Source organism: Pseudomonas sp. H1_F01 (genome assembly GCF_054681425.1).
On the sequence record NZ_CP162823.1, the window covers coordinates 1,586,295 to 1,607,519 of the forward strand.

At 61.4% G+C, this 21,225-nt stretch carries 15 protein-coding genes; 7 read left to right on the top strand and 8 right to left on the bottom strand.

The annotated features are described in order from the left end of the window. The first annotated feature begins 3 nt into the window (after positions 1-3). From AB4O09_RS07290 to AB4O09_RS07305, 4 genes are all read left to right on the top strand, one after another. On the top strand, positions 4-1,107 hold the full coding sequence (locus AB4O09_RS07290) for an ABC transporter substrate-binding protein (RefSeq protein ID WP_003205153.1): 1,104 nt from the start codon (positions 4-6) through the stop codon (positions 1,105-1,107). A gap of 346 nt (positions 1,108-1,453) precedes the next feature. Beyond that, positions 1,454-2,362, top strand: a complete 909-nt coding sequence (locus AB4O09_RS07295) for an ABC transporter permease (protein ID WP_003205151.1) — start codon at positions 1,454-1,456, stop codon at positions 2,360-2,362. Next, positions 2,359-3,207 carry an ABC transporter permease gene (locus AB4O09_RS07300; protein WP_003205149.1) on the top strand — a complete coding sequence of 283 codons (849 nt, stop codon included), beginning with the start codon at positions 2,359-2,361 and terminating at the stop codon, positions 3,205-3,207. Before AB4O09_RS07295 ends, AB4O09_RS07300 begins: the two co-directional genes overlap by 4 nt. Positions 3,208-3,222: 15 nt before the next feature. After that, complete coding sequence (locus tag AB4O09_RS07305) at positions 3,223-4,278, top strand: ABC transporter ATP-binding protein (protein WP_003205147.1); 1,056 nt, start codon at positions 3,223-3,225, stop codon at positions 4,276-4,278. A 135-nt stretch (positions 4,279-4,413) separates the two neighbouring features. Here AB4O09_RS07305 and AB4O09_RS07310 read toward each other — a convergent pair whose 3' ends face one another. Next, positions 4,414-5,343 carry an AraC family transcriptional regulator gene (locus tag AB4O09_RS07310; RefSeq protein WP_003205146.1) on the bottom strand — a complete coding sequence of 310 codons (930 nt, stop codon included), beginning with the start codon at positions 5,341-5,343 and terminating at the stop codon, positions 4,414-4,416. A 328-nt stretch (positions 5,344-5,671) separates the two neighbouring features. On the opposite strand from AB4O09_RS07310, the gene AB4O09_RS07315 reads away from it, so the two are divergent. After that, positions 5,672-6,025 carry a putative quinol monooxygenase gene (locus AB4O09_RS07315; protein ID WP_027912129.1) on the top strand — a complete coding sequence of 118 codons (354 nt, stop codon included), beginning with the start codon at positions 5,672-5,674 and terminating at the stop codon, positions 6,023-6,025. A 43-nt stretch (positions 6,026-6,068) separates the two neighbouring features. Further along, entirely contained in the window at positions 6,069-6,314 is a 246-nt protein-coding gene (locus AB4O09_RS07320; protein ID WP_027912130.1) for a hypothetical protein, read from the top strand. Between the two features lie 102 nt (positions 6,315-6,416). Here the strand turns inward: AB4O09_RS07320 and AB4O09_RS07325 are convergent, their stop codons facing one another. Further along, positions 6,417-7,037 (bottom strand): flavin reductase family protein, encoded by a 621-nt coding sequence (locus AB4O09_RS07325; RefSeq protein ID WP_043042869.1) that lies wholly within the window; start codon positions 7,035-7,037, stop codon positions 6,417-6,419. Positions 7,038-7,335: 298 nt separating this feature from the next. Beyond that, positions 7,336-7,707, bottom strand: a complete 372-nt coding sequence (locus AB4O09_RS07330; RefSeq protein ID WP_305441422.1) for a heme utilization protein — start codon at positions 7,705-7,707, stop codon at positions 7,336-7,338. Between the two features lie 341 nt (positions 7,708-8,048). Here AB4O09_RS07330 and AB4O09_RS07335 point away from each other — a divergent pair, with 341 nt between their 5' ends. Then, positions 8,049-8,804: a COG4705 family protein gene (locus tag AB4O09_RS07335; protein ID WP_223471474.1), complete on the top strand. Its 756-nt coding sequence runs from the start codon at positions 8,049-8,051 to the stop codon at positions 8,802-8,804. Between the two features lie 124 nt (positions 8,805-8,928). Here the strand turns inward: AB4O09_RS07335 and AB4O09_RS07340 are convergent, their stop codons facing one another. From AB4O09_RS07340 to AB4O09_RS07360, 5 genes are all read right to left on the bottom strand, one after another. Continuing rightward, positions 8,929-10,248: an MFS transporter gene (locus AB4O09_RS07340; RefSeq protein ID WP_003205137.1), complete on the bottom strand. Its 1,320-nt coding sequence runs from the start codon at positions 10,246-10,248 to the stop codon at positions 8,929-8,931. Between the two features lie 309 nt (positions 10,249-10,557). Then, positions 10,558-11,883 carry a sigma-54-dependent transcriptional regulator gene (locus AB4O09_RS07345; protein WP_003205134.1) on the bottom strand — a complete coding sequence of 442 codons (1,326 nt, stop codon included), beginning with the start codon at positions 11,881-11,883 and terminating at the stop codon, positions 10,558-10,560. Next, positions 11,876-13,642 carry a sensor histidine kinase gene (locus AB4O09_RS07350; RefSeq protein WP_003205133.1) on the bottom strand — a complete coding sequence of 589 codons (1,767 nt, stop codon included), beginning with the start codon at positions 13,640-13,642 and terminating at the stop codon, positions 11,876-11,878. Before AB4O09_RS07350 ends, AB4O09_RS07345 begins: the two co-directional genes overlap by 8 nt. 148 nt (positions 13,643-13,790) lie before the next feature. After that, positions 13,791-16,604 (bottom strand): RHS repeat-associated core domain-containing protein, encoded by a 2,814-nt coding sequence (locus tag AB4O09_RS07355; RefSeq protein WP_028237347.1) that lies wholly within the window; start codon positions 16,602-16,604, stop codon positions 13,791-13,793. 10 nt (positions 16,605-16,614) lie between these two features. After that, positions 16,615-21,048: a SpvB/TcaC N-terminal domain-containing protein gene (locus tag AB4O09_RS07360; protein WP_013694125.1), complete on the bottom strand. Its 4,434-nt coding sequence runs from the start codon at positions 21,046-21,048 to the stop codon at positions 16,615-16,617. Positions 21,049-21,225: the final 177 nt, after the last annotated feature.

A 21,225-nucleotide genomic window follows, 5' to 3' on the forward strand; every position in this document is an offset into this window, starting at 1 on the left:
TCCATGGGCGAGCATGATCTGAACAGACGTCAATTCATCAAGACTGCAAGTGTGGTTTCGGTAGCGGCGGCCGCCATGAGCGTGCCCTTCATCAGCGCCCGGGCCAGCGATACGCGGTTCGTCGGCAAGACCCTGCGTCTGCTCACCTGGTCCGATGACACCGGGCTGGCGGCGTTGCGCAACATCGCCGCCACCTTCGAGGCCAAGACCGGGGCCAAGGTCATTGCCGACCGCACCGGCAGTACCTCGGAAATGGTCGCCAAGCTCAAGGCTGGTGGTGACCGGCCGCAGTACGACATCATCACCCTGGCCGGCGTCGGCGCCGAGGGCCTGGCCGCCGCCGGGCTGTTGGAAAAACCCGACCTCAACCGCATTCCCAACCTGGCTGACGTGCCGGCGCAATACCGCACGGGTGCCGGCGGCCATGGCATTGGTTACCTGCTGTGGTGCAACAGCCTGGTCTACAGCACCCGGACCTTGAGTCAGGCGCCGGACAGTTACGCCGCGCTTTGGGATGCGGAGCTGGCACCGAACATCTTCCTGCCGCCGCCGAACTGGACCGAGGCCATGGACCTGATCATCATCGCCGCCAAGCTGGCCGGTGGTGACGAACACAACATCGAGCCCGGTTTCAAGAAACTCGCCGAGCTCAAGGACCGGGTGGTGACTCTGGGGGAAAACCCGAACCAGATCGCCGAGTTGTTTCGCACCGGCTCCCTGGACATGGGGGGCTTGTATGCGCCAGCGTTTTTTCCCAAGCAGATCCGCGACCCGGCCTACAGCCTGGGGGCGACGTTCGGCATGAAGGAAGGTTTCTATACCGACCTGATGCTCTCGGTCATGCCGAAAAACCGCCCGGGCGACACCGACCTGGCCTACGCCTTCATCGACCACTCCCTCGACCCGCTGGTGCAGGGCAAGATGGCCGAAGACATCTTCAACGGCCCGGTCAACGCCAAGGCAATCATCTCCAGCGAAGCGCGCAAGAGCCCCTACATCCTCACCCCGGAGCAAATCGCCGACAAAGCGATCATGCACGACAACGCCTTCCTGGCGACGGTGCATGACCAATGGATCCGCCGGTACACGGAAATTTTCTCTTCCTGAAACGCATGCCAGACACCGGCTGCCCAGCAATGCGGCCTCTGTGACCGCCCGAGAACCAGTGTGGGAGCGGGCTTGCTCGCGATAGCGGTGAGTCAGTTGCTGGAGATGCTGACTGTGCCGTCGCCATCGCGAGCAAGCTCGCTCCCACAGGGGCATTGGGGTGTGCATTGGTCTTGCGGCCCAGCCGAGAACCAGTGTGGGAGCGAGCTTGCTCGCGATAGCGGTGGTTCAGTTGATGGAGATGCTGACTGTGCTGTCGCCTTCGCGAGCAGGCTCGCTCCCACAGGGAATTGGGTTGTTTTGAGATTGTGTTTGTTCTGTCGTTTTCCACTGACGAGATCTTGCCATGGAACACCTACCGTTAACCCATCACCAGAGTGTCGCGCCCATGCGTCCACCCCGGGAGATTTCCCCCACCCGCCGAGCCTGGCTGTTCCTGTCGCCGTCGATGTTGTTTCTCGGCGTGCTGATCGCTGCCAGCCTGTTGGTGCTGCGCATGAGCGTCGGCACCAAGGGTGCGGAGTGGAGTGGGTTCAGCCTCGCCAGCTACGGGCAGTTGCTGGAGCCTTATTACCTCAAGTCCCTGCTGCTGACCTTGCGCCTTGCGTTGATCAGTGCGGTGATCGCCGTGCTGCTGGCGATCCCTGTGGCCTACACCATGTCGCGCCTGGCCTCGCCGTTGTTGCGGCGGGTGTTCCTGGCGGCGGTGCTGTTACCGCTGTTGGTCAACCTGCTGCTGCAAAGCTATGGCTGGCTGGTGATCCTCGGCCCTGCCGGCATGCTCAATCAGGCGCTCATGGGCCTGGGCCTTATCAAGCGGCCGATCATGCTGCTGTACAACCAGAATGGTGTGTTGATGGGCCTGGTCCAGACGGCCTTCCCGCTGGCCGTGCTGCCCATCGCCAGCGCCATGCGTGGCGTTGCCCGCAGTTATGAAGAGGCCGCCGCCACCCTCGGCGCGAGCCGCTTCCAGGTGTTTCGCCAAGTGGTGCTGCCCATGAGCCTGCCAGGGATCATTACCGGCGCGACGCTGGTGTTTGCCTACAACGCCAGCAGCTTTGTCGTGCCGCTGCTGTTGGGTGGGCGGCGGGTGCCGATGTTGGCGGTGATGGTCCACGACCAGATTGCCCCGTTGATGAACTGGCCCGCTGCGTCCGCTGCAGGGGTGGTGCTGATTGTCACCACGCTGATGATCATGACCCTGTCCGAATATTTCACCGGCCGTCGTCGACGGATGCTGGAGGCTTCTCAATGACCGCGTTGAGCAAAAAACGCCAGTCGCTGTTGCCCGGTGAAACCGGGCGCGCAGTGGGGCTGCTGTCGGGTTTCATCCTGTTGCTGGCGGTGCTGCCGATCCTGACCATGATCGTCATGTCCTTCAGCGGCGCGGCGAACCTGGACTTTCCGCCGAGCAGCTACAGCCTGCAATGGTATCGGGCGGCGTGGCACACCTTCGTATCGCCGGATGCCAGCGACGTGCTGAGCCTGGGCCAGGCCATGGGCACCAGTTTGTTGGTGGCCTGCCTGACGATGATTTTCGCTACGCTGATTGCGGTGCCGGCGGCCTACGCGCTGACCCGTTGCGAGTTCCGTGGCAAGGCTGTGGCGTTGCAACTGATGTCGCTGCCGCTGGTGTTTCCCATGGTGGTGCTGGGGTTGGCGCTGCTGCTGGTGTTCGACAGCCTGCCATTCCAGATGACCACCTCGCGACTGGTCATTGCCCACGTGATCCTCGCCTTGCCGTTCGTGGTGAAAAACTGCACCGCCGCCATGCTCGGTATCGGCAGTGAAGTCGAAGAAGCCGCGCGAATGCTCGGGGCGACACCACGGCGGGCCATCGTCGATGTGGTGGTGCCGTTGATGAAGTCGGGGATTCTCGCCGGGATGCTGCTGGCGTTCATTGTCTCGTTCAACGAATTCACCGTGACCTATTTCCTCTACACCATCGATGTCATGACCGTGCCGATCTGGATGTACAGCCGCACCGTGTCGTCGCTGGACCCCACCGTTTTCTCGTTTGCCGTGCTCATCGTGCTGATCGATTTCGTGTTGATCTGGGCGTTGGAGAAGCTGGTGGGCGAGGGCGGCGTTTCCTTTTGATTTCGAGGTGAAGACATGACTGGACTGATACTGGAAAACGTCGAGAAGCATTACGGCTCGGCCTGCGCGGTCACGGACGTGAACCTGCATTTGCCCGAGGGCAAACTGGTGTGTTTCCTCGGGCCTTCGGGCTGTGGCAAGACCACCTTGCTGCGCATGATCGCCGGCCTGGAAAGCCTCAGCGGCGGCGAAATTCGCCTGGATGGCCAAGACATCGGCCACACCCCGGCGCACCTGCGCAACTTCGGCATGGTGTTTCAATCGCTGGCCCTGTTTCCCCACATGACCGTCGGCGAGAACATCGCCTATCCGCTGAAGCTGCGGGGCGTGGGCAAGGTCGAGCAACAGGCGCGGGTGGTGGAGTTGCTGGAACTGATCCAGCTCCAGGCGATGATCGACCGGCCCGTGGCGAAACTGTCCGGCGGCCAGCGCCAGCGCGTGGCGATTGCCCGGGCCATTGCCGCCCGGCCGAAAATCCTCCTGCTGGACGAACCGCTGTCGGCTCTGGACGCGAAGTTGCGCGAGTCGATGCAAGTGGAAATCCGCCAACTGCAACAGCGGTTGAACATCACTACCATTTTGGTGACCCACGATCAGCGCGAAGCCATGACGATGGCTGACATCGTCGTGGTGCTGGGGGAGCATCGGGTGCAACAGGTCGGTACGCCGATCGAGATCTACCGGCACCCCGCCAATGAGTTCGTCGCCGACTTCATCGGCTCAGGCAACATTTTTCCGGCGACCACCCTGGGCAACGGACGGGTCGGGCTGCCGGGCGGGGACACGCTGGACGTGCCGGCCAGCCATAGCGTCATCGCTGGCGAGAAGATCAAGTTGCTGGTGCGCCCCGAAGACCTGCAACTGTCCTCGCCCCAGGCCTCGGCGGGTAACCGGTTGCTGGGCAAGGTGACGTTCGTGCGGGACATTGGCGCGACCGTCGAGACCACGGTGGAGTGTTCCGGGATCTCGTTCACGGCGCTGAACACGCCTTGCCAGGGCATGGACCTGGGCATTGGGCATGCGGTGTCGGTGACCATACCGGCGCAGGCGTGTCGGTTGCTCGGTGCCTGAGTTCAAGAAATGAGGTGCTTTTACTGGCCTCATCGCGAGCAAGCTCGCTCCCACAGTTGATTGTTGTGAACAGCGAACCCCTGTGGGAGCGAGCTTGCTCGCGATGGGGCCGGCCCAGTCAACACAAACCCCAGGTCAAACAGTCATCCGCAACCGCGCCAGATCCCGCAACGGCGGCGCGCCGAACAACCGGCTGTACTCGCGGCTGAACTGCGAAGGGCTTTCATAACCCACCCGATACCCCGCCGCCGAGGCTTCCAGCCCTTCGGCGAGCATCAGCCTGCGGGCTTCCTGCAGGCGCAGTTGCTTCTGGTATTGCAGCGGGCTCATGGCAGTCATGGCCTTGAAGCGGTGATGCAGGGTCGAGACGCTGAGGTTCACTTCCCGGGCCAGGTCATCGATGCGCAGCGGCTGTTCGAAATGGCCGTTGAGCCACTTGATCGCCTGGCTGATGCGATGGCTCTGGCTGTTGGCGATGGCGATTTCGTACAACCGATAACCCTGGGGACTGCGCAGCAGGCGATAGAGGATTTCCCGGCGCACCAGCGGCGCGAGCATGGCGATGTCTTTCGGTGTATCGAGCAACCGCGCCAGGCGCAGCACGGCGTCGAGCGTCGGCGTGTCCAGGCGTTCGACATACAGCCCCCGTCCGGCGGGGCGGGTCGGAACACCCAGGGGGCCTGCGTCGGCGATCAGTGCGGTAATTTCCGCCGGGTCGATGTCCAGGCGCAGGGCGAGGATCGGCTCTTGCGGCGAAACGTCCGCGATGCAACCACTCAACGGCATCGACACCGAGACCACCAGGTAATGGAGCGGGTCATAGTTGAAGAGCTCATCCGCCAGGCGCACCTGTTTGCTGCCCTGGGCCATGATGCACAGCGCCGGTTGGGCCAGCACCGGAGCGAACTTTTGAGGCTTGCTGTGGCGCGACAGGTTCAGCGAGCCGATGGCCGTGGCATAGCTGCCGTCTTCGCTGGTGTTGCGGTCGATGATCGACGCCAATTCGGCGCGCTGTTGTTCCAAGTGCGTGTCCAGCGGGACGTGGGCGTGGTCGAGTGGCGACATGCCGGGATCCTCAGGCGATAGGGAGCGATGAACAAAAGCTTATGTTTGTGCAAGGCGCAGCGGTAGCAACATCCTGTTGAAAGCTTGCCTGATCCTGCACGGCGCAAGGGGCCATGACGCTGCAATGCTGTGGAAACTTGCTTGAAACCTTTTGTTTCAACTTCCCTGGTTTCGACCGGATCGATGGCAAATTTTGTGATACCGATGCGCAGGATTGTGCAATGGGTCGGCAGGAATCGACTAACGAAACTGGCGTCGTGGCGCTTAACCTTTGATCCTGTCGCAGCCTGTCCCCGGCTGCACAACGGATTACCTGGGAGGGTTGAACATGACTACACAGATCCCCGTCAGCCACATGGCTTTCGTCCGGGCCCGTGCCGGTTGCTCCAGGCAACTGGGGGCGCGCCTGAGTACGCTGATCGCGCCCTCGCGCCTGGCTCCCGGTTGCTTGCACTTTGCCTTGCAGCAATCGCAATGCGACGCTGATTTGTGGCTGGTGTCCGGGCTCTGGGTCAATCAGCTGTCGATGGATGCCTACTTCAATTCACCGGCCATGGCGATTTTCGCCGAGCTGGTGCAGGACCTGGTGGTGAGCAGCCTGGATTTTCATACCTTCAGGGAAGTCTCCGCCGCCCAGGCGACCGAAGGGTGCCGGGCGCAGGTACACAAACTGGCCGGTTGAAGGTTTAATGAGCGTCATTTTCCACCGCCAGGATGCACAAGACATGGCACGCAAAGCCTTTGAAACCTTTGAAGCTGTTTCCGCCGTCGTTCCCAAGGAAGGCGGCGGCTACCATGCCGCCATCGCCACCAAGGCCATCGGCGGCTCAGGTGCGCCGCGTTTCAACAAGATCCTTGAAGAGCAGACCTTCGAGACCGCCGTCAAAGCCGATGAAGCGGCAGCCCTGCAACTGACCCACCTCAAGGGCGTCGACGACGAGGGCGGGTTGCTCTGGAACCCACGAGATTAACGCTGTGGGAGCAAGGCTTGCCCGCGATGAAGGCAACGCGGTCGGTCTTGGGAACCGAGGGGCCTGCATCGCGGGCAAGCCTTGCTCTCACAGTGCAGCCTTCTATCGAGGGCGATGCATCTTGAACAACGCCTCAGGCCCCAACTGGAAATAATCCGCCGGCCCGCCACCGCGCAAGATCGGCTCGGCGGCGGCGGTATCGTATACCCCATCCTTCAACAGCCACTTGGCGATATGCACGGCGACCACTTCGCCGAGGATCAGCCAGCTTGGCACCAGCCCTTTGTCCGCCCGCTGCAGTTGAATGATCTGCGTGACCTTGCATTCGAAGGACACCGGGCTTTCGGCGACGCGCGGAACCTGGATTACCCGTGACGACGCTGTCATCAAACCCGCCAGTTCGAACTCATTGACCTCTGGCGCGACCATCGCGCAGCTCTGGTTCATCTGCTCGGCCAGCGGGCGCGTGGCCAGGTTCCAGGCGAATTCGCCGGTCTGTTCGATGTTGTTCAGGCTGTCTTTGCGCCCGACGCTGGAGAACCCAATGATCGGCGGAATGTAGTTGAAGGCGTTGAAGAAACTGTAGGGCGCCAGGTTCAGGCGGCCTTCGGCATCCTGGGAAGAAATCCAGCCGATGGGGCGCGGGCCAACAATGGCGTTGAACGGGTCATGGGGCAGGCCGTGGCCGTTGGCGGGTTCGTAGAAATGGATATCGTCGGGCATCGGGCCGGGTCCTGAATGGTTTGAAAACGAAGGGATAGTGCAAGGGTTGGTGAGTTATTTCCAGCCGAGCAAGCAAAACCTGAGCGCCCGATACCTCTGTGGGAGCGAGCCTGCTCGCGATAGCTGTTTACGACGCGCAACCGTTGCCGCGTCGGATGATGTCATCGCGAGCAGGCTCGCTCCCACATTAGTTCTTCAGTGATTTTCACTTTGTGCTCGACTAAGACTGCCCGTTTTCCTGTGACCCATAAATAACTAAGCCCGGCCGAAGCCGGGCTGTGAGGGTGTCGTTCTCGGATTAGCTGATGGCAGCAGTGTTAGTGCGGTCGAAGCCATCTTCAGCGACGGTAGCGCCGCCAGTGCGGTCGAAGCCATCTTCAGCGACGGTAGCGCCGCCAGTGCGGTCGAAGCCATCTTCAGCGACGGTAGCGCCGCCAGTGCGGTCGAAGCCATCTTCAGCAACGGTAGCGCCGCCAGTACGGTCGAAGCCATCTTCAGCGACGGTAGCGCCGCCAGTGCGGTCGAAGCCATCAGCAGCAACGGTGGCAGCGCTAGTACGGTCATAACCGTCGGCGGCGATGGCCGAGCTGGTGCGGTCGAAACCGTCAGCGGCGAAGGTGTTGGCAGCGAGTACGGACAGGGTCAGGGCGAGGATCAGTTTGGTTTTCATGGTGGTTACTCCAAGGGGGCGTTGGCGATGTGCCTTGCATGGGTTGAATGCTACGCCAACTAAGTTGATTGAAAAGCGCAAAATAATGCTAAAAACAATCGATTAAATAGATATTAAGGGCGGCGTATGCAATTCGCTTCCATCGTCGGAGCGAACGTCGCGCAGGTCATCGATCAGGTGAGCCCAAGATGCAGCACCAGCATTAACGGGTGATTAATCGCTGTTTTGGCTGTGTGACAGATTTTTCATACATTCCCGACCTGTTTTTCACCCATGCATCTCCAGTCTGCCCCCCCATGGTCACCAAGAGCCTGCCGTCACACACTGGAGATTGCCCTGCGATGAATAAATTGCCCCAAATTACCCTGGCCTTCTGGGTCATGAAGATCTGCGCGACCACCCTGGGCGAAACCGCGGGGGATTTGCTGTCGATGACCCTTGATGTCGGTTACGCCATCAGCTCGCTGATTCTGATCAGCGTGTTCGTCCTGACACTGGTTACCCAACTGATGGCCAAGACCTACAAGCCGATGCTGTACTGGATCGTGATCCTGTCCACCAGCACTGCGGGCACCACAATGTCCGACTTCATGGATCGCACCCTTGAGTTGGGTTACGCCACCGGGTCGATGATCCTGATTGCGATTCTGTTGGCGATCTTCGCGGCTTGGCGCCTGAGTGGGGATTCGCTCAACGTCACCAAGGTGCAGACCTTTCGCGGCGAGATGTTCTATTGGATGGCGATTCTGTTTTCCAACACCTTGGGCACCGCGCTCGGTGATTACCTGGCCGACGATTCGGGCCTGGGCTTTGCCGGCGGCGCATTGCTGATCGGCTCGACCATTGCCGTGGTCGTGCTGCTCAAGTACTTCACCCGCATTTCGTCAGTGGTGTTGTTCTGGATCGCGTTCGTGCTGACGCGCCCCCTGGGAGCGACGCTGGGCGACTTGATGACCAAGCCTCATGACAAGGGTGGCCTGGACTTCGGCACCATCGGCTCGTCGGCGGTGCTGGCGGGGATATTGATCGTGATGATCGTTGGCGCAACCTATGCGCAGAACCGTTATGGCAAGCAGGGCGCTGCTGAGTTGACTTGAAACCGAGTCGTCTCCAATCGCGAGCAGGCTCGCTCCCACAGGGATTTACGCCAACCCTGTGGGAGCGAGCTTGCTCGCGACGGGGCCATCACCGTCACCGTTGCAGTGACTGTGGCCCCCTCTGTCAGTCAGTCACGATCCGCGAGTGCTTACGGGTGTCTTTCATGGTGATGTACACCAGCAGCGACACGGCGATGCAGGCCGTCACGTACCAGTAGTAGCCGGTTTCCATGCCGATGCTCTTGAACCACAGGGCGATGTATTCAGCGGTGCCGCCGAAGATCGACACGGTCAGTGCGTACGGCAGGCCGACGCCCAGGGCGCGGATTTCGGTGGGGAACAGCTCGGCTTTCACCACGGCGTTGATCGAGGTGTAGCCGCTGACGATGATCAGCGCGGCCATGATCAGGAAGAACGCGCCCCACCAGGTCTGGATGGTGTGCAAGGTGGTGAGGATCGGCACGGTGAACAGCGTGCCGAGGATGCCGAAGGCGATCAGGATCGGCCGGCGGCCAATCTTGTCCGACAGCCCGCCGATCACCGGTTGCAGGCACATGAACAGGAACAATGTGGCGGCAGAAATGGTGGTGGAGTCGGAGATGCTCATGCCGACGGTGTTCACCAGGTATTTCTGCATGTAGGTGGTGTAGGTGTAGAAGGCCAGGGTGCCGCCCATGGTCAGGCCGACCACGGTCATCAGTTCCTTGGGATGGCGCATCAAGGTGCGCATCGCGCTTTCCTTGGCTTTTTCCTTTTTGGTGAACGACTCGGTTTCTTCCATGCCGCGTCGCAGGTACAGCGCCACGACAGCGCACAGCGCGCCGATGGCGAACGGGACGCGCCAGCCCCAGGCATACAGCTGTTCGGTGGTGAGGGTCTGTTGCAGCACGATCAGCACGCCCAGGGCGATGAGCTGGCCGGAGATCAGGGTCACGTACTGGAAGCTGGAGAAGAAGCCGCGACGTTCCTTGGTCGCCATCTCGCTCAGGTAGGTGGCCGAGGTGCCGTACTCGCCACCCACTGACAGGCCTTGGAGCAAGCGGGCAAAGACCAGCAGGATCGGTGCGCCGACGCCGATGGTTTCGTAGCTCGGGCTCAGGGCAATGATCAGCGAGCCGAAGCACATCAGGTACACCGACGCCATCAGCGCACGTTTGCGACCGGCACGGTCGGCGTACAGGCCCATCAACCACCCGCCGATCGGACGCATCAGGAAGCCCACGGCGAAGATCGCGGCGGTGTTGAGCAATTGGGCGGTGGTGTCGCCCTTGGGGAAGAAGACTTTGGCGAAGTACAACGAGAATGCGGCGTAGACGTACCAGTCATACCACTCGACCATGTTGCCGACCGAGCCGCTGAAGATCGATTTGATCCGGCTGGCGGTGGTTCTTTCACGGGCGGGCACGGCAGCCGACCCAAGGGGCAGGGCGTTGGAGTTGTCCATTGAAGGATCCCTTCGTTTAATTGTTTTTGTGGAGCGCGTGGGAACGCAGCCTGACAGGGCTATAGCAGGAGCTGTGCCAGGTGGCAGAAGGCCGGTTTAGAGGGGGGCATGGCGCTAGGTGAGCGGAAAATCGCTCATTGTGGCTGGGGGTGTGGGCGGGAATCCGCTTATGCAGGGAGAGGGTTGTTGTCTGTACTGGCCCCATCGCGAGCAAGCTCGCTCCCACATTTCGTCCGGCTTACACATGCCCCTGTGGGAGCGAGCTTGCTCGCGATGAGGCCGGTACAGACCCAGAGAATTCAGCGGGCCTTACAAAAACATCTCCCGACTCAACCCATGCCGCTGCATCTTTTCATTGAAGGTGCGGCGCGGCAGTTGCAGTTCCTCAAGCACGGCTTTCACATCGCCTTTGTGCCGGGTCAGGGCGGCGCGCAGGCATTGGGCTTCGAAGGCTTCCTGTTGGGCCGCGAGGGATTGGCCCGGCTCCGTCTCCAGGACGGGCAGTTGATCAAGCCCCAACACCTGGCGTTCGGCGACGTTGGCCAGCTCACGCACGTTGCCCGGCCAGTCGTGGCTGAGCAGATGGCTCAACTGCGGGCCGCTCAGGGGCGCGGCGGAGCGGCCCAGGCGTTCGGCGGCGCTGTGGGTGAAGTGTTCGAACAGCAGGGGAATGTCCTCGCGCCGTTCGCGCAGCGGTGGCAGGCGCAGTTCGGCGATGTTCAGGCGATAGGCCAGGTCTTCGCGAAAACGTCCGGCCCGGGCTTCGTCCAGCAGGTCGGGCTTGGTGGCGGCGATGATGCGCAGGTCCACCTGGATGCTCTGGTTGGAGCCCAGGCGTTCGAGCTTCTGTTCCTGCAACACCCGCAGCAACTTGACCTGCTGGGCCAGGGGCATGCTCTCGATTTCGTCGAGAAACAGCGTGCCGCCATCGGCGTATTCGAGCTTGCCGATGCGCTTGCCCTGGGCGCCGGTGAAGGCGCCGCTTTCGTGGCCGAACAGCTCCGCTTCGAACAGCGCCTCGGGAATGGCCGCGCAGTTCAACGCGACGAAGGGCTTGCTCGCCCTCGGGCCGAAGTCGTGCAGGCAGCGGGCGACCAGTTCCTTGCCGCTGCCGGTTTCGCCGCGGATCAACACGTTGACCGGCAGTGCGGCCAGGTCCAGCACCTGGCGCCGCAGGTTTTGCAACGCACGGGAAACGCCCAGCAGCGTGCCATCGAGGCGGACCCGGGCGTCGGCCTGTTCATGCAAGCGACGGTTTTCCAGGACCAGGGTGCGTTTGTCCAGAGCCCGGCGCAGGCTGCCGAGCAGGGCTTCGGGGCTGAAGGGTTTTTCCAGGAAGTCGTAGGCTCCGTCGCGCATGGCCTCCACGGCCATCGGCACGTCGCCGTGGCCGGTCAACAGAATCACCGGCAGGTCCGGATCGCGGCGGCGCACTTCGGCCAACAGCTCCAGGCCACTGAGGCCGGGCATGCGCACATCGCTGAGGATCACTCCAGGGAAATGCTCCGGCAACCGGGCCAGGCATTCATCGGCGCGGCTGAACAACTGCACCTGAAACCCCGACAGGCTCAACCATTGCTCGACGGCGCTGCGAATGCTGCCTTCGTCATCAACGACCATGACTGAATCAAGCATTCAGTTGCGCCTCCTTATCAATGGGCAAGGTCACGCAGAATACCGCGCCGTGCTCATGGTTGTCCGCCGTCAGTCGTCCACCGGATTCATGGATGATTGCAAACGAAACCGCCAGCCCCAGACCCAGGCCATCGCCCACCGCCTTGGTGGTGAAGAATGGATCGAACACCTGGGCCAGGTGTTCCTCGGCGATCCCGGTGCCGCTGTCGCTGACGGTCAGGCGCCACAATTGCTCATCGGCTTCCAGGCGCACTTCCAGGCGCTTGATGGGTTGGTCGGCCATGGCGTCGAGGGCGTTGCGCAGCAGGTTGATCAATACCTGTTCGAGGCGGATCGCATCGCCGCGCACCCAGGCCGGTCGAGTCAGGTGCAGCACGGTGCTGATCTGTTCGTCGCGCAGGCGCGTGTCCAGCAATTGCAGCGCCTGGTCGACCACCGCCGCCAGGTCCAGGCGTTCGCGCAGGCCACTGGGGCTTTTGCGGGCGAAGGTCTTCAGGTGACCGGTGAGGGCGGCCATGCGGGTCAGCATGTCGTCCACCGGCTTGAGGGCCTTGTAGGCGTCATCGACCCGACCATGATCGAGCAGCAAACGCAGGGTCGCCAATTGCATGCGTTGGGCGGTCAAGGGCTGGTTGATTTCATGGGCCAGGGCCGCCGACATCTGCCCCAGTGCCGCCAGCTTGGCCGATTGCACCAGCCCGTCCTGGGCCGTGTGCAGATCCCGGGTACGTTCTTCGACCAACCGTTCAAGCTCTTCGCGGCTGCGCTGGCGCAACTTTGCCAGGCGCCAGCGCTGGTTGAGAAACAGCAGCAGGAACACCAGCGCCAGCCACGACCCGGCGGCCGCGAGCCCGGCGTTGCGACGGTCTTCGAAGGCGATCTGCGGACGGCGCAGCAAGTGCAGCGTCCAGCCTTCGGCGGTCAGCGGCAAGGATTCCCACAGGTAGTGCGCCGAGCCATCGGGCGTCTCGACCCGGACCAGATGGCTATTGTCGTCAAAGCGCCGCAGGGGTTCATAGGCCAGCGGTTGCAACGGTTGTTTGTCGTATTGACGGGTGGCCTTGAGTTCGGCGCGGGCGCTGTCGCTCAGCGGCTGCAAGTGGCGATAACGCCAGCCCGGGCGATTTGCAATGAAGATAATCCCCCGCGCGTCGCTGACCAACAGCGTGTCGCTGCCCTGGCGCCACTCGCGCTCAAGCTCCGGAAACTCCAACTTCACCACCATCGCGCCGAGGAAGTCACCATTGTCGCCGGTCACCGCACTGGATAAGAAATAACCCGGAATACCGCTGGTCACGCCCACTGCATAAAACCGCCCGGTGCCCTGGGTGCGAGTCTGGATGAAGTAGGGGCGGAAACCATAATTGTGCCCGACGTAGCTGCTGGGCAGACGCCAGTTACTGGCCGCCACGGCGAGGCCTGTATGGTCGAGCAATTCAAGCGTGGACGATTGTGCGGCGCCGTTGATTTTTTCCAGTTTGCGATTCAATGCATCCTGTTGCGTCGCGCTCAGCGAGCCCTTGAGGGCATCACGCAACTGCGGGTCCAGCGCCAGCACGGCGGGCAGGGCGCGGTAGCGTTCGATCAGGGTGTGGAGGGAATTGGCGTACAGCGCCAGTTGCTGGCTCGCACGGCTAGCGTCTTCCTCCAGGGCTGCGCGCTCGGCATGGCGCACGGCGAGGACGGCGGCAAGGGCTGCGCCGGCGAGGATCAGGACGATGGCAAGGAGCAGGCGCAAGGGGCGCGGCATTGCGGGCATTTGATTGTTTCAAGGGCAGGGCAGGGATGGGCACGATAGCACGCCGAATTAGCGGCTGAATCGCCGCTATCGAGAGCCAGTTCGTAAAGAGGTTCACATTCGGCGTTGAAGCAAGCCGATCCGCCGCTTTCGCTTCAAGACAAACCGGCTATCTGAGCATGCTTTGGGTCTTCTTCAGTTGAACGATCGTGGCTTTCATCTGAAGTCTCAGGTTTTGAGGCGTGTCGCCACTGGATTCTCCGAATAGCTTTTCCAGCGGCTGGTAGGTATTGGTAGCGCCGAGTTCCGCCTTATTGAACAGCTTGTCGATGTAGTCCATTTGTGCGTTCAGCACCTCGATCATGCCATTGATGTACTCGTCGGCCCGGGCGATTTTTTCCTCGGAAAGTTCACGGTTGGCGCCGCGGATTTCGTGAATGATCTCGATTGTCCCGAGCACTGTACCCACCGCGGCCCCGATTTCGCTGGCGGTCACGTTTCCGCTGGCTTTCAGCGCGATTTTGGTGCCGGTGACAGCCGCTTCCTTGCCGGCTTTCAAGACGTTTCGGGTGGTGGGCGCGGTCACGGCATGGAGCAGGTCCTGACCTTTCGCCTTGGCATACTCGTCCAGATTGAGGTGCTTGTATTCGCCTCTCTTCACGATGCGATTCGGGTCCAGTTTGCGGGTCTTGAAGTTGACCGCTGCGCTCAGGCTCAATCGCTCCAGTGCATAGTCAAGGCCAATGCTCACGCCTTTGCTGGTCGTGAACCCCAGCGCGGCCCCCAGGATGATACCGGGTGGGCCCGCAACGCTGCCCAGTGCCGCCGCCCCCATGCCCACCGCGATGCCCGCGCCATAACTGATGACCTGCGCGCCAACATGAGCGCCGACACGTACCGCGGCGGACTGGGCGTGAGCCGCTACCGAGCGATGGCTTTCCAGTTGGGTCTGCGCTTCGCGGGCCCTGCGTGAAGTCAGCTTCAGGATGTCCTTGAACTTGGCTATCTCCCGGTTCAGTTTGTGTTTTTTCTTCCGCCCTTCATGGTCGGCCGCGGCCTGCGCTTTCCTGTCATCTCTCTCTGCCTGTGTCTCCAGGATCAAGCCTTGGTCGTCGGTCAGCGTCATCGGGTTGTTGCCGACGAATCCATACAGGTTCAACCCGTCGACAGTGCCCGCCGGGTCCGGGCTCAACCAGCGCTGCAACCACGGCGGGTAATAACGCGCACCGTAGTAATACAGGCCACTGGCATCCAGCTCCTTGCCCGAATACCGCAAAGTCTTGTAGTCGACTTCTATTCTCGAACGGGCGGCCTGCCAGCTGGTACCACCGAACGGATAGTAATGCTCAAGGCTGATCAAGGCGCCCTCGCGGTCCAGCTCCAATGTGCTGGAGCCCAGGTGGTCGTCGAGGTTGTAGCGCAGTTGGTCGGCTTCGATGCCGTCCGGTTGGCCGGCTTCCCAATGCAGGCAACGGACGCTGCCGTGGGCCAACGCAAATGTGATGATGTGCAATTGCTCCCCGTGGCTGCTCGTGCGGATTTCAAGGTCCGGCAAATAACGGGTTTCGTGGCGGGTACTGGCGGTGATGTGGGTCTTGCTGACCCGCTCGCCCAGGCTGTAAAGGTAGGTTTCGTCATCGTCGGCCATGCCGTTGTCGCGCTTGAGCAATGTCACTCTGCTGAGCTGGTCGCGGGCATTCCATACCAGTGGCTGGGCACCGCGTTGCAAATACAATGGGTTACCGTGGGCATCGAACAGCGCGTCGAAATCCGGTTCCGGGTCGTCTACTGTCCAGCGCACGCCCCGGTTGCTGTGGGGGGCGATGCGCAGTGCCTGGGTGTGATTGTTGCCTTCGCGAACATGCCGCAGTTGGGTCAGGTTGTGGCCGCTGTCGTAGGTGTAGAGCTGGGTATAGTTGAAACGGACGGAGGGGTCGATGGGAACGACCGGGGCCGGTAAACCGGGCAGCAGGTGTGGTGTGTCTCCCTCCAGGCCGGTGGCGCTGGTCAGGCGATAGAGCGAGTCGTAGGTGAACTCACGGTGACCGTCCATGCGCTGATTGGCAAAGTACAGGGTGCTCACTGTCTGGTCCTCGATGCGCAGCACATTGCCCACGGGGTCATAGAAATAGGCCAGGTCCTGGCGCAGGGCCTCACCGGCTTTTCCTGTCTTGAGGGTGCTCATCCGACCATCCGCCGGATCACGTGTCCAGCGGCTGGTCACGCCGTTGGCGGTGTCCTGGCGCTCGATCTGGCCGGCTGCGTTATAGAGGGTGTCCAGCAAAATCGGTTGTGATGCCTCATGGTCCTTGAGTTTCAGGTCCGCTTGTCTGAGTTGCCCGCAAACGTCCAGGCGTAAATCATATCGGTGGCCGCCGGCGTCAGTCTGGCTTACCAGTGCGCCGAGGGCGTCCCGGGTTTGTGTACTGGTATAGGGGATAGCGTCGGCAAAACTGCGTACCTGGCGCAACGATTCACCCAACAGACTGTAACGGTCGAGGCGCAAGGTGCCCGAGGTGTCGGTCTGCTCCAGCAACTGCCCACGCAGGTTATCTACGGTGTCTTCAGTGGCGTCGGCGTAGGTGAACGTTTCGGCATTCGCCTGGCCATTCTCCTCCAGGGCTAGCGGGCGCAGCTGGTTGTCATACTGCGTGCGCCAATGGTTGCCGCGCGCATTCCATACCTGCAAGGTTTCACCCGCCAACCCCGGCAAGGCCAGGCGCCATCCAGCGTCGACGCTGTCGGTCTGCAGGGGGCTGGCCAGGAGGTTGTAGACCGTGGCCTGATTGGGTTTAGGGGCATGGTCGAACAGACGTGGGTCCCATTGCTCGGTCAAATGGCCGGTTACGTTGAACCGTTGACGAGTGATCAGCGCGGCTGCGGGGGCCTTGGCCTGGCTTCGCAGATAAGCGATCTGCCGCACCGGCAGGCCACGGCCGTCGACGGCAGCGATATCCGGGGTTCGGGAGTGAACACTGTTCATGTCAGCCCTTCTACGATGAACCATCGAGTGGCGCGGTATCGTTGTAATCGTGATCGCACTGGTACCACGGGTGATAGACATGCCAAGCCTCATGCCCCTTGGCATTGACGACTTTGACCAGCCGCCCTGGCGGGTCGTAGAACTGCCGGTCGTGGTAGCCGTGTTCACGCAGCGACGCGTCGTTGATGTAACGCCAGGCATCGGCGAAGTAAGGGCGGTAGACCCGCGTGACCAGGCCTTTGTTGTTGTACTCGACCCGTTCGCTGACGCGCCAGCGCGGGTTGGCATCATGTTGGATCGGCCGCCCATCGTCGCCCAATCTCAGCGAGCCGTCCTCGGCCACGGCATAGGCTTGCCCAGGCTCGACCAATTGCTTGCTTTGCAGCGGGCGACCAAAACCGTCGACGGCGCTGACGGCGATGCGGATCTGTCGCAGTCGATCATCCGGATAGCGATCGGCGCTCAACACGACGCTGTGGGCCGGTTCCCGGGTTGTGGACTGGATCAGCATCCAGAGTAGTTCCTCGCCGGCGCTCCGCGTCTTGAGCCGGGCCAGGCGAATGCGCGCCGAGGCGCGAATGTGGCCGCTGGGCAGCACGTAGCGGGCGCTGATCCATTCATCGCGCTGCTCCGGCAACACCAGCGCCAGGTCGAGCGTGCCCATCCAGCTCAAATCTTCGATCCGTACGGCGCTGGCCATGTCGCCCAAGGTGTCCGCCGGATTTTCAATGGCGTGAGCGGGAGACAGGTCTTCGGGCGGCTCATAAGTATCGATGGAATCGAAACCCGCCGGAGCGCCATTCTCGGTGCCGTGAAAGGTGATAGCCAAGGGCACGCCGTCCGGGCCATAAAGCGCCTCTTGGATATTGTCGTTGGCGTCGATGATTTTTCGTGGCAGCAGCGAGTGATAGTTGTATTCGATGTGGGTTGCGCAGCCGTCCGGTAGGGTTACGGCGATGGGCATCAGGTGATAGGCGTCATAGTCGGTCGTGGTAACGCCATGGCTCTGGGTTTCCTGCAACGCACTGGCATGGAAGAAACCTTCCAGCGGCAGGTACGTGGTGAAACCGAGTTTCCTTGACCACAGTTCCTGCGCAGCGTCCTTGCCTGGGTCTTCAGGCAGGAACAGCCTCATGGGTTCGAAGCCAATCGTTTCCAATTGCTGGCGAATGTCGAACGGGTCTGGCACGGCGTCATAGGCGTCCAGCGCCTGCTTGTCGAACTCGGCCACTTCCAACGGACCGGGCAAGGCCTGGAACAGGATAGTGTTCGATTCATCGCGCAGGTAGGTTTGTTCGTCAAGACTGATCAACACCCGGGCAGCTGTCCACTCAGCCGAATCCTGATGTTCCAGGAAGCATTCATAGCTGACCTGTTGCGGGTTCAATCCTTCGGGGAGGTTTCCCTTGGGGCGTCGCAACCCGTTGGTGCGAGCGCGCCAAGGGAGGCCGAGCTTTATGCGCAGTCCGGTCTCGTCGGACAGGTCCAGTGATTCGGATCGGCTCTCGATGATATGGAAGATCTGTTGCTGATCGTCATGGGCATCGCGCCACCAAGTGTTCTCGTCTTCGTCTTCGAAGGGGGGATTATCATTTGCGATCAGGCGTCGGGCGTAATGAACGACGAAACTGTGCACCGGCTGGCCGTAGTGATTCCAATTCAGGGAGATGCCGTGCTGGGCTTGTGGGTCGTTGATAAACCCATCGTATTGAAGGCTGACTGTTTCCAGTGCCAGTACCAATAAGCTTTTATGGCCCGCATGAGGTTGACGCAACAGGTAGCGTTGTTGCGTCACGGTGTAGGGTTGGAGCATGGCGATGGATTCGGCGTGGTGGGTCTCGCTGCGCAATACATGGCCAGCCAAGGCGTAGGCCATTTCCCGGGCGGTCTCGGGGTCGGGCGTGATGATCTGGTCGGCTCCGTCCTGTTCGTGGAAACGAGTCAGCAATGTTGGGCCCAGCACTGGCGCGTCGTTGTCGGCTTCGAAACAATCCTTGAGGGGCTGGTCGACGCTACGACCGGTGTGAAACCAGGTCTTGACCAGTGCCGGCGCGGTAAAACCGCTGTCCAAGTCTGCAGCGGGGGTTTCGCTGTCGAGCTGATACAGCCGGGCGAAGCCTCGGAATTCTCGCTGAAAGCTGTCGTAGTCGCCCTCGAAATACGTGAAGCGCTGGGTCAGGCAATTTCCAGTGATTTCGTCCAATTGTTGCTGGCTGGCTACCAGCGGCAAAGCCATGGGTAGATGGCAGACCGGCGGCTGGGAGCGTTTCAGGATCTGCTGTTTTTCGTCCAGCCAGAACTGCGCGCTGCTGCGGTAGGCCAGGCTACTGCTGCAGCCCATGTTGTTGTTCGTGGCGCTGAGCAGGTAGGGCCGTGTCGCGACGAAGTCGTAGCGCCAATGGCGCGGTTTCAGATCCGGCGTGTGATGGGGAACACTCAGGATCAAGCTGGCACAACCCAAGCCTTGCAGATCGGCCAGGGTGACCTGGCAGAGGCGGTCATAGCGCAGGCCGTCGGGCCACTGGACCCGCAGGGGTGTTTGCTCCAAGCCATTGCCGCCGCGGTTGAAGTAGATCTCGAAACAATCGCTTTGCAGATAAATCAACGCAGGTGCCCCGGAGCCATCCAGATCGGCGATCCGCACCCGCTCGGCATCGAACTCGCTATAGGTGAAGGGTAGGGCACTCACGACGAAGCCCTCCCCGAAATGTCCATGGCCCAGGTTCGGCCAACACTTGATTTCATTGCAGCGAATACGGCACAGCTCGGTGCTGTCGCTGCCGAGCATATTGCCAAACAACACCAACTCGCTGCGCACGTCGCTGAACAGGGGCAGGTCGCTGTCCGGTTCATGGGGAACGTCCACGCCGGGGGCGAAACCCTCTTCCCGCAGATTGGCGTAGAGCCGCACGCTTTTCGGGCCGATCAGGGCCAATGAGCGCAAGCCGTCGCCGGACAAGTCGCCCAGTTGGGCGGCGGGATGCAGGAATTCGCTGGGGAAGCGCTTGAAGTCGGTAAAGGTCGACCAACTGCGGTCGGGGTTGAGGGTATAAAAGCCACTCATGCCGGGTTGGGCGATGACCCAATTGAGACGACCGCTGCCGGTGAGGTCCGTCAGTATTTGCATCACCGCCGAGTTATCGGTGGCGATCGGGATGCTGGGCAGCATTGACCAGGGACCATAGCTGATTTCGTCATGATCTTCGCTCTCGCCGCGCTCAGGCTCGCGGTAGTACCAACTATCGGCATGGCGGCACAAGAAACCCGGAATGCCTTCGCCGTAGAGGTCGACACACTGGTAGCGACGACCGTCTTCCAGGGCGGGCATGGTTTCCAAGGCAAAAAATGCCGCTGGCTCAAGGTTCGGCTCGAAGTCGGTGTATCGGAGTTCCACCGGAGGGCTGTATCCGACCCGACCCTCGGCATCCCAGTCTTGATAATGGGCGGCGGTCAACAGGCTGTAGCCCAACTCGGTCGGGGTGTATTCCAACAGCAACCGACGCAGCAGCGCGGGTTCGTTGTCGGCTCCGGCAGGGAATTGGTGAAACATCAGCACCTGATGGCACAGGCGCCGGGTGCCCACCTCGAAGCCGTACCGGTAAGCGTGGATAGGATCGCTGCGTAGTTGCCAGGCGTTTTCGTCGAGGGCGGTCCAGGCGGGTTTTTCCTCGAGTTCGAGGGGGCGTTGGCCGTAATCGAATATCAGGTGAAAGTGCCAGGCCAGTTCGGTCGGATCTTCAACTTCAAAGCAATACAAGGTTTCGCTGGCCGTGGCGTTGCCATAACACAACCGTTGCAGGTAACGCTGGGCGCTATAGTCGTGGGGGCCGTCAGGGGGACAGGGGTCGGCCTTGTACTCGTAATAGATGTGCTCGCCCAGCGGGCTGACTTCTTCCAGCAGCAGCCATTGGGCAATGCGCGACGGGACCTGCGGGTCGGCAATACGTGACGTCGTGCTTTTCCCATAGCAATACACGTGGCCGTTGCTGCCCTGTACTCGCCAGAACGGATGGCCATCGATGGAGGTCCAGAGTTCATAAATATCGAAGGTGCTCTCGACCCTCGGGTAATAGCGCACCACCGCGAAAATACGCTCGCCCATCTTGCGGCTGGTCTGCCGCTCAAGATCTGGCCAGCGATCCACCCCATCGGGGCCGACCATGACGTCGTCTTCCCCGTAGTGCGGGACGCCATTACTGGTCTTGCGGCTGATGCTGGGGACCGACAACTGCATGCCGATGCCGAACAGGCCATTGCCGTTTTGGCTGTTGTATTGCAGAGCCAGGTCCGGCGTCAGATGCCGGGCGCTCGACACGGGCAGCGGCAACTCGAACGAGGCGGCGCCCCTTGTGCCTACCGGGCCGAGGCTGTTGCCGAGGGTCGCGATTGACGCGCCGCCGGCAATGGTGGGCGTGATGATCTGGAGGGGGGCTTGCTCTGCCATTGAAGGTTCATCCCTTTGATCCGCGCCAGGGTTGATCCCCGGCCAGGGTGAGGATGCCAAGAGAGAGCAGGGGTGTAACCTGTCAGATCTGACAGGTGGGTGGGTGCAGCCGATGAATGGCTGTGCTCGCTCCCACAGGTTTTTGGTTGAGACATGAAAAAGGCCGGTGGGCTTGTC

Coding starts and splice junctions, on each gene's coding strand:
- AB4O09_RS07290 (WP_003205153.1), top strand. CDS start 4: ATGGGCGAGCATGATCTGAACAGACGTCAATTCATCAAGACTGCAAGT.
- AB4O09_RS07295 (WP_003205151.1), top strand. CDS start 1,454: ATGGAACACCTACCGTTAACCCATCACCAGAGTGTCGCGCCCATGCGT.
- AB4O09_RS07300 (WP_003205149.1), top strand. CDS start 2,359: ATGACCGCGTTGAGCAAAAAACGCCAGTCGCTGTTGCCCGGTGAAACC.
- AB4O09_RS07305 (WP_003205147.1), top strand. CDS start 3,223: ATGACTGGACTGATACTGGAAAACGTCGAGAAGCATTACGGCTCGGCC.
- AB4O09_RS07310 (WP_003205146.1), bottom strand. CDS start 5,343: ATGTCGCCACTCGACCACGCCCACGTCCCGCTGGACACGCACTTGGAA.
- AB4O09_RS07315 (WP_027912129.1), top strand. CDS start 5,672: ATGACTACACAGATCCCCGTCAGCCACATGGCTTTCGTCCGGGCCCGT.
- AB4O09_RS07320 (WP_027912130.1), top strand. CDS start 6,069: ATGGCACGCAAAGCCTTTGAAACCTTTGAAGCTGTTTCCGCCGTCGTT.
- AB4O09_RS07325 (WP_043042869.1), bottom strand. CDS start 7,037: ATGCCCGACGATATCCATTTCTACGAACCCGCCAACGGCCACGGCCTG.
- AB4O09_RS07330 (WP_305441422.1), bottom strand. CDS start 7,707: ATGAAAACCAAACTGATCCTCGCCCTGACCCTGTCCGTACTCGCTGCC.
- AB4O09_RS07335 (WP_223471474.1), top strand. CDS start 8,049: ATGAATAAATTGCCCCAAATTACCCTGGCCTTCTGGGTCATGAAGATC.
- AB4O09_RS07340 (WP_003205137.1), bottom strand. CDS start 10,248: ATGGACAACTCCAACGCCCTGCCCCTTGGGTCGGCTGCCGTGCCCGCC.
- AB4O09_RS07345 (WP_003205134.1), bottom strand. CDS start 11,883: ATGCTTGATTCAGTCATGGTCGTTGATGACGAAGGCAGCATTCGCAGC.
- AB4O09_RS07350 (WP_003205133.1), bottom strand. CDS start 13,642: ATGCCCGCAATGCCGCGCCCCTTGCGCCTGCTCCTTGCCATCGTCCTG.
- AB4O09_RS07355 (WP_028237347.1), bottom strand. CDS start 16,604: ATGAACAGTGTTCACTCCCGAACCCCGGATATCGCTGCCGTCGACGGC.
- AB4O09_RS07360 (WP_013694125.1), bottom strand. CDS start 21,048: ATGGCAGAGCAAGCCCCCCTCCAGATCATCACGCCCACCATTGCCGGC.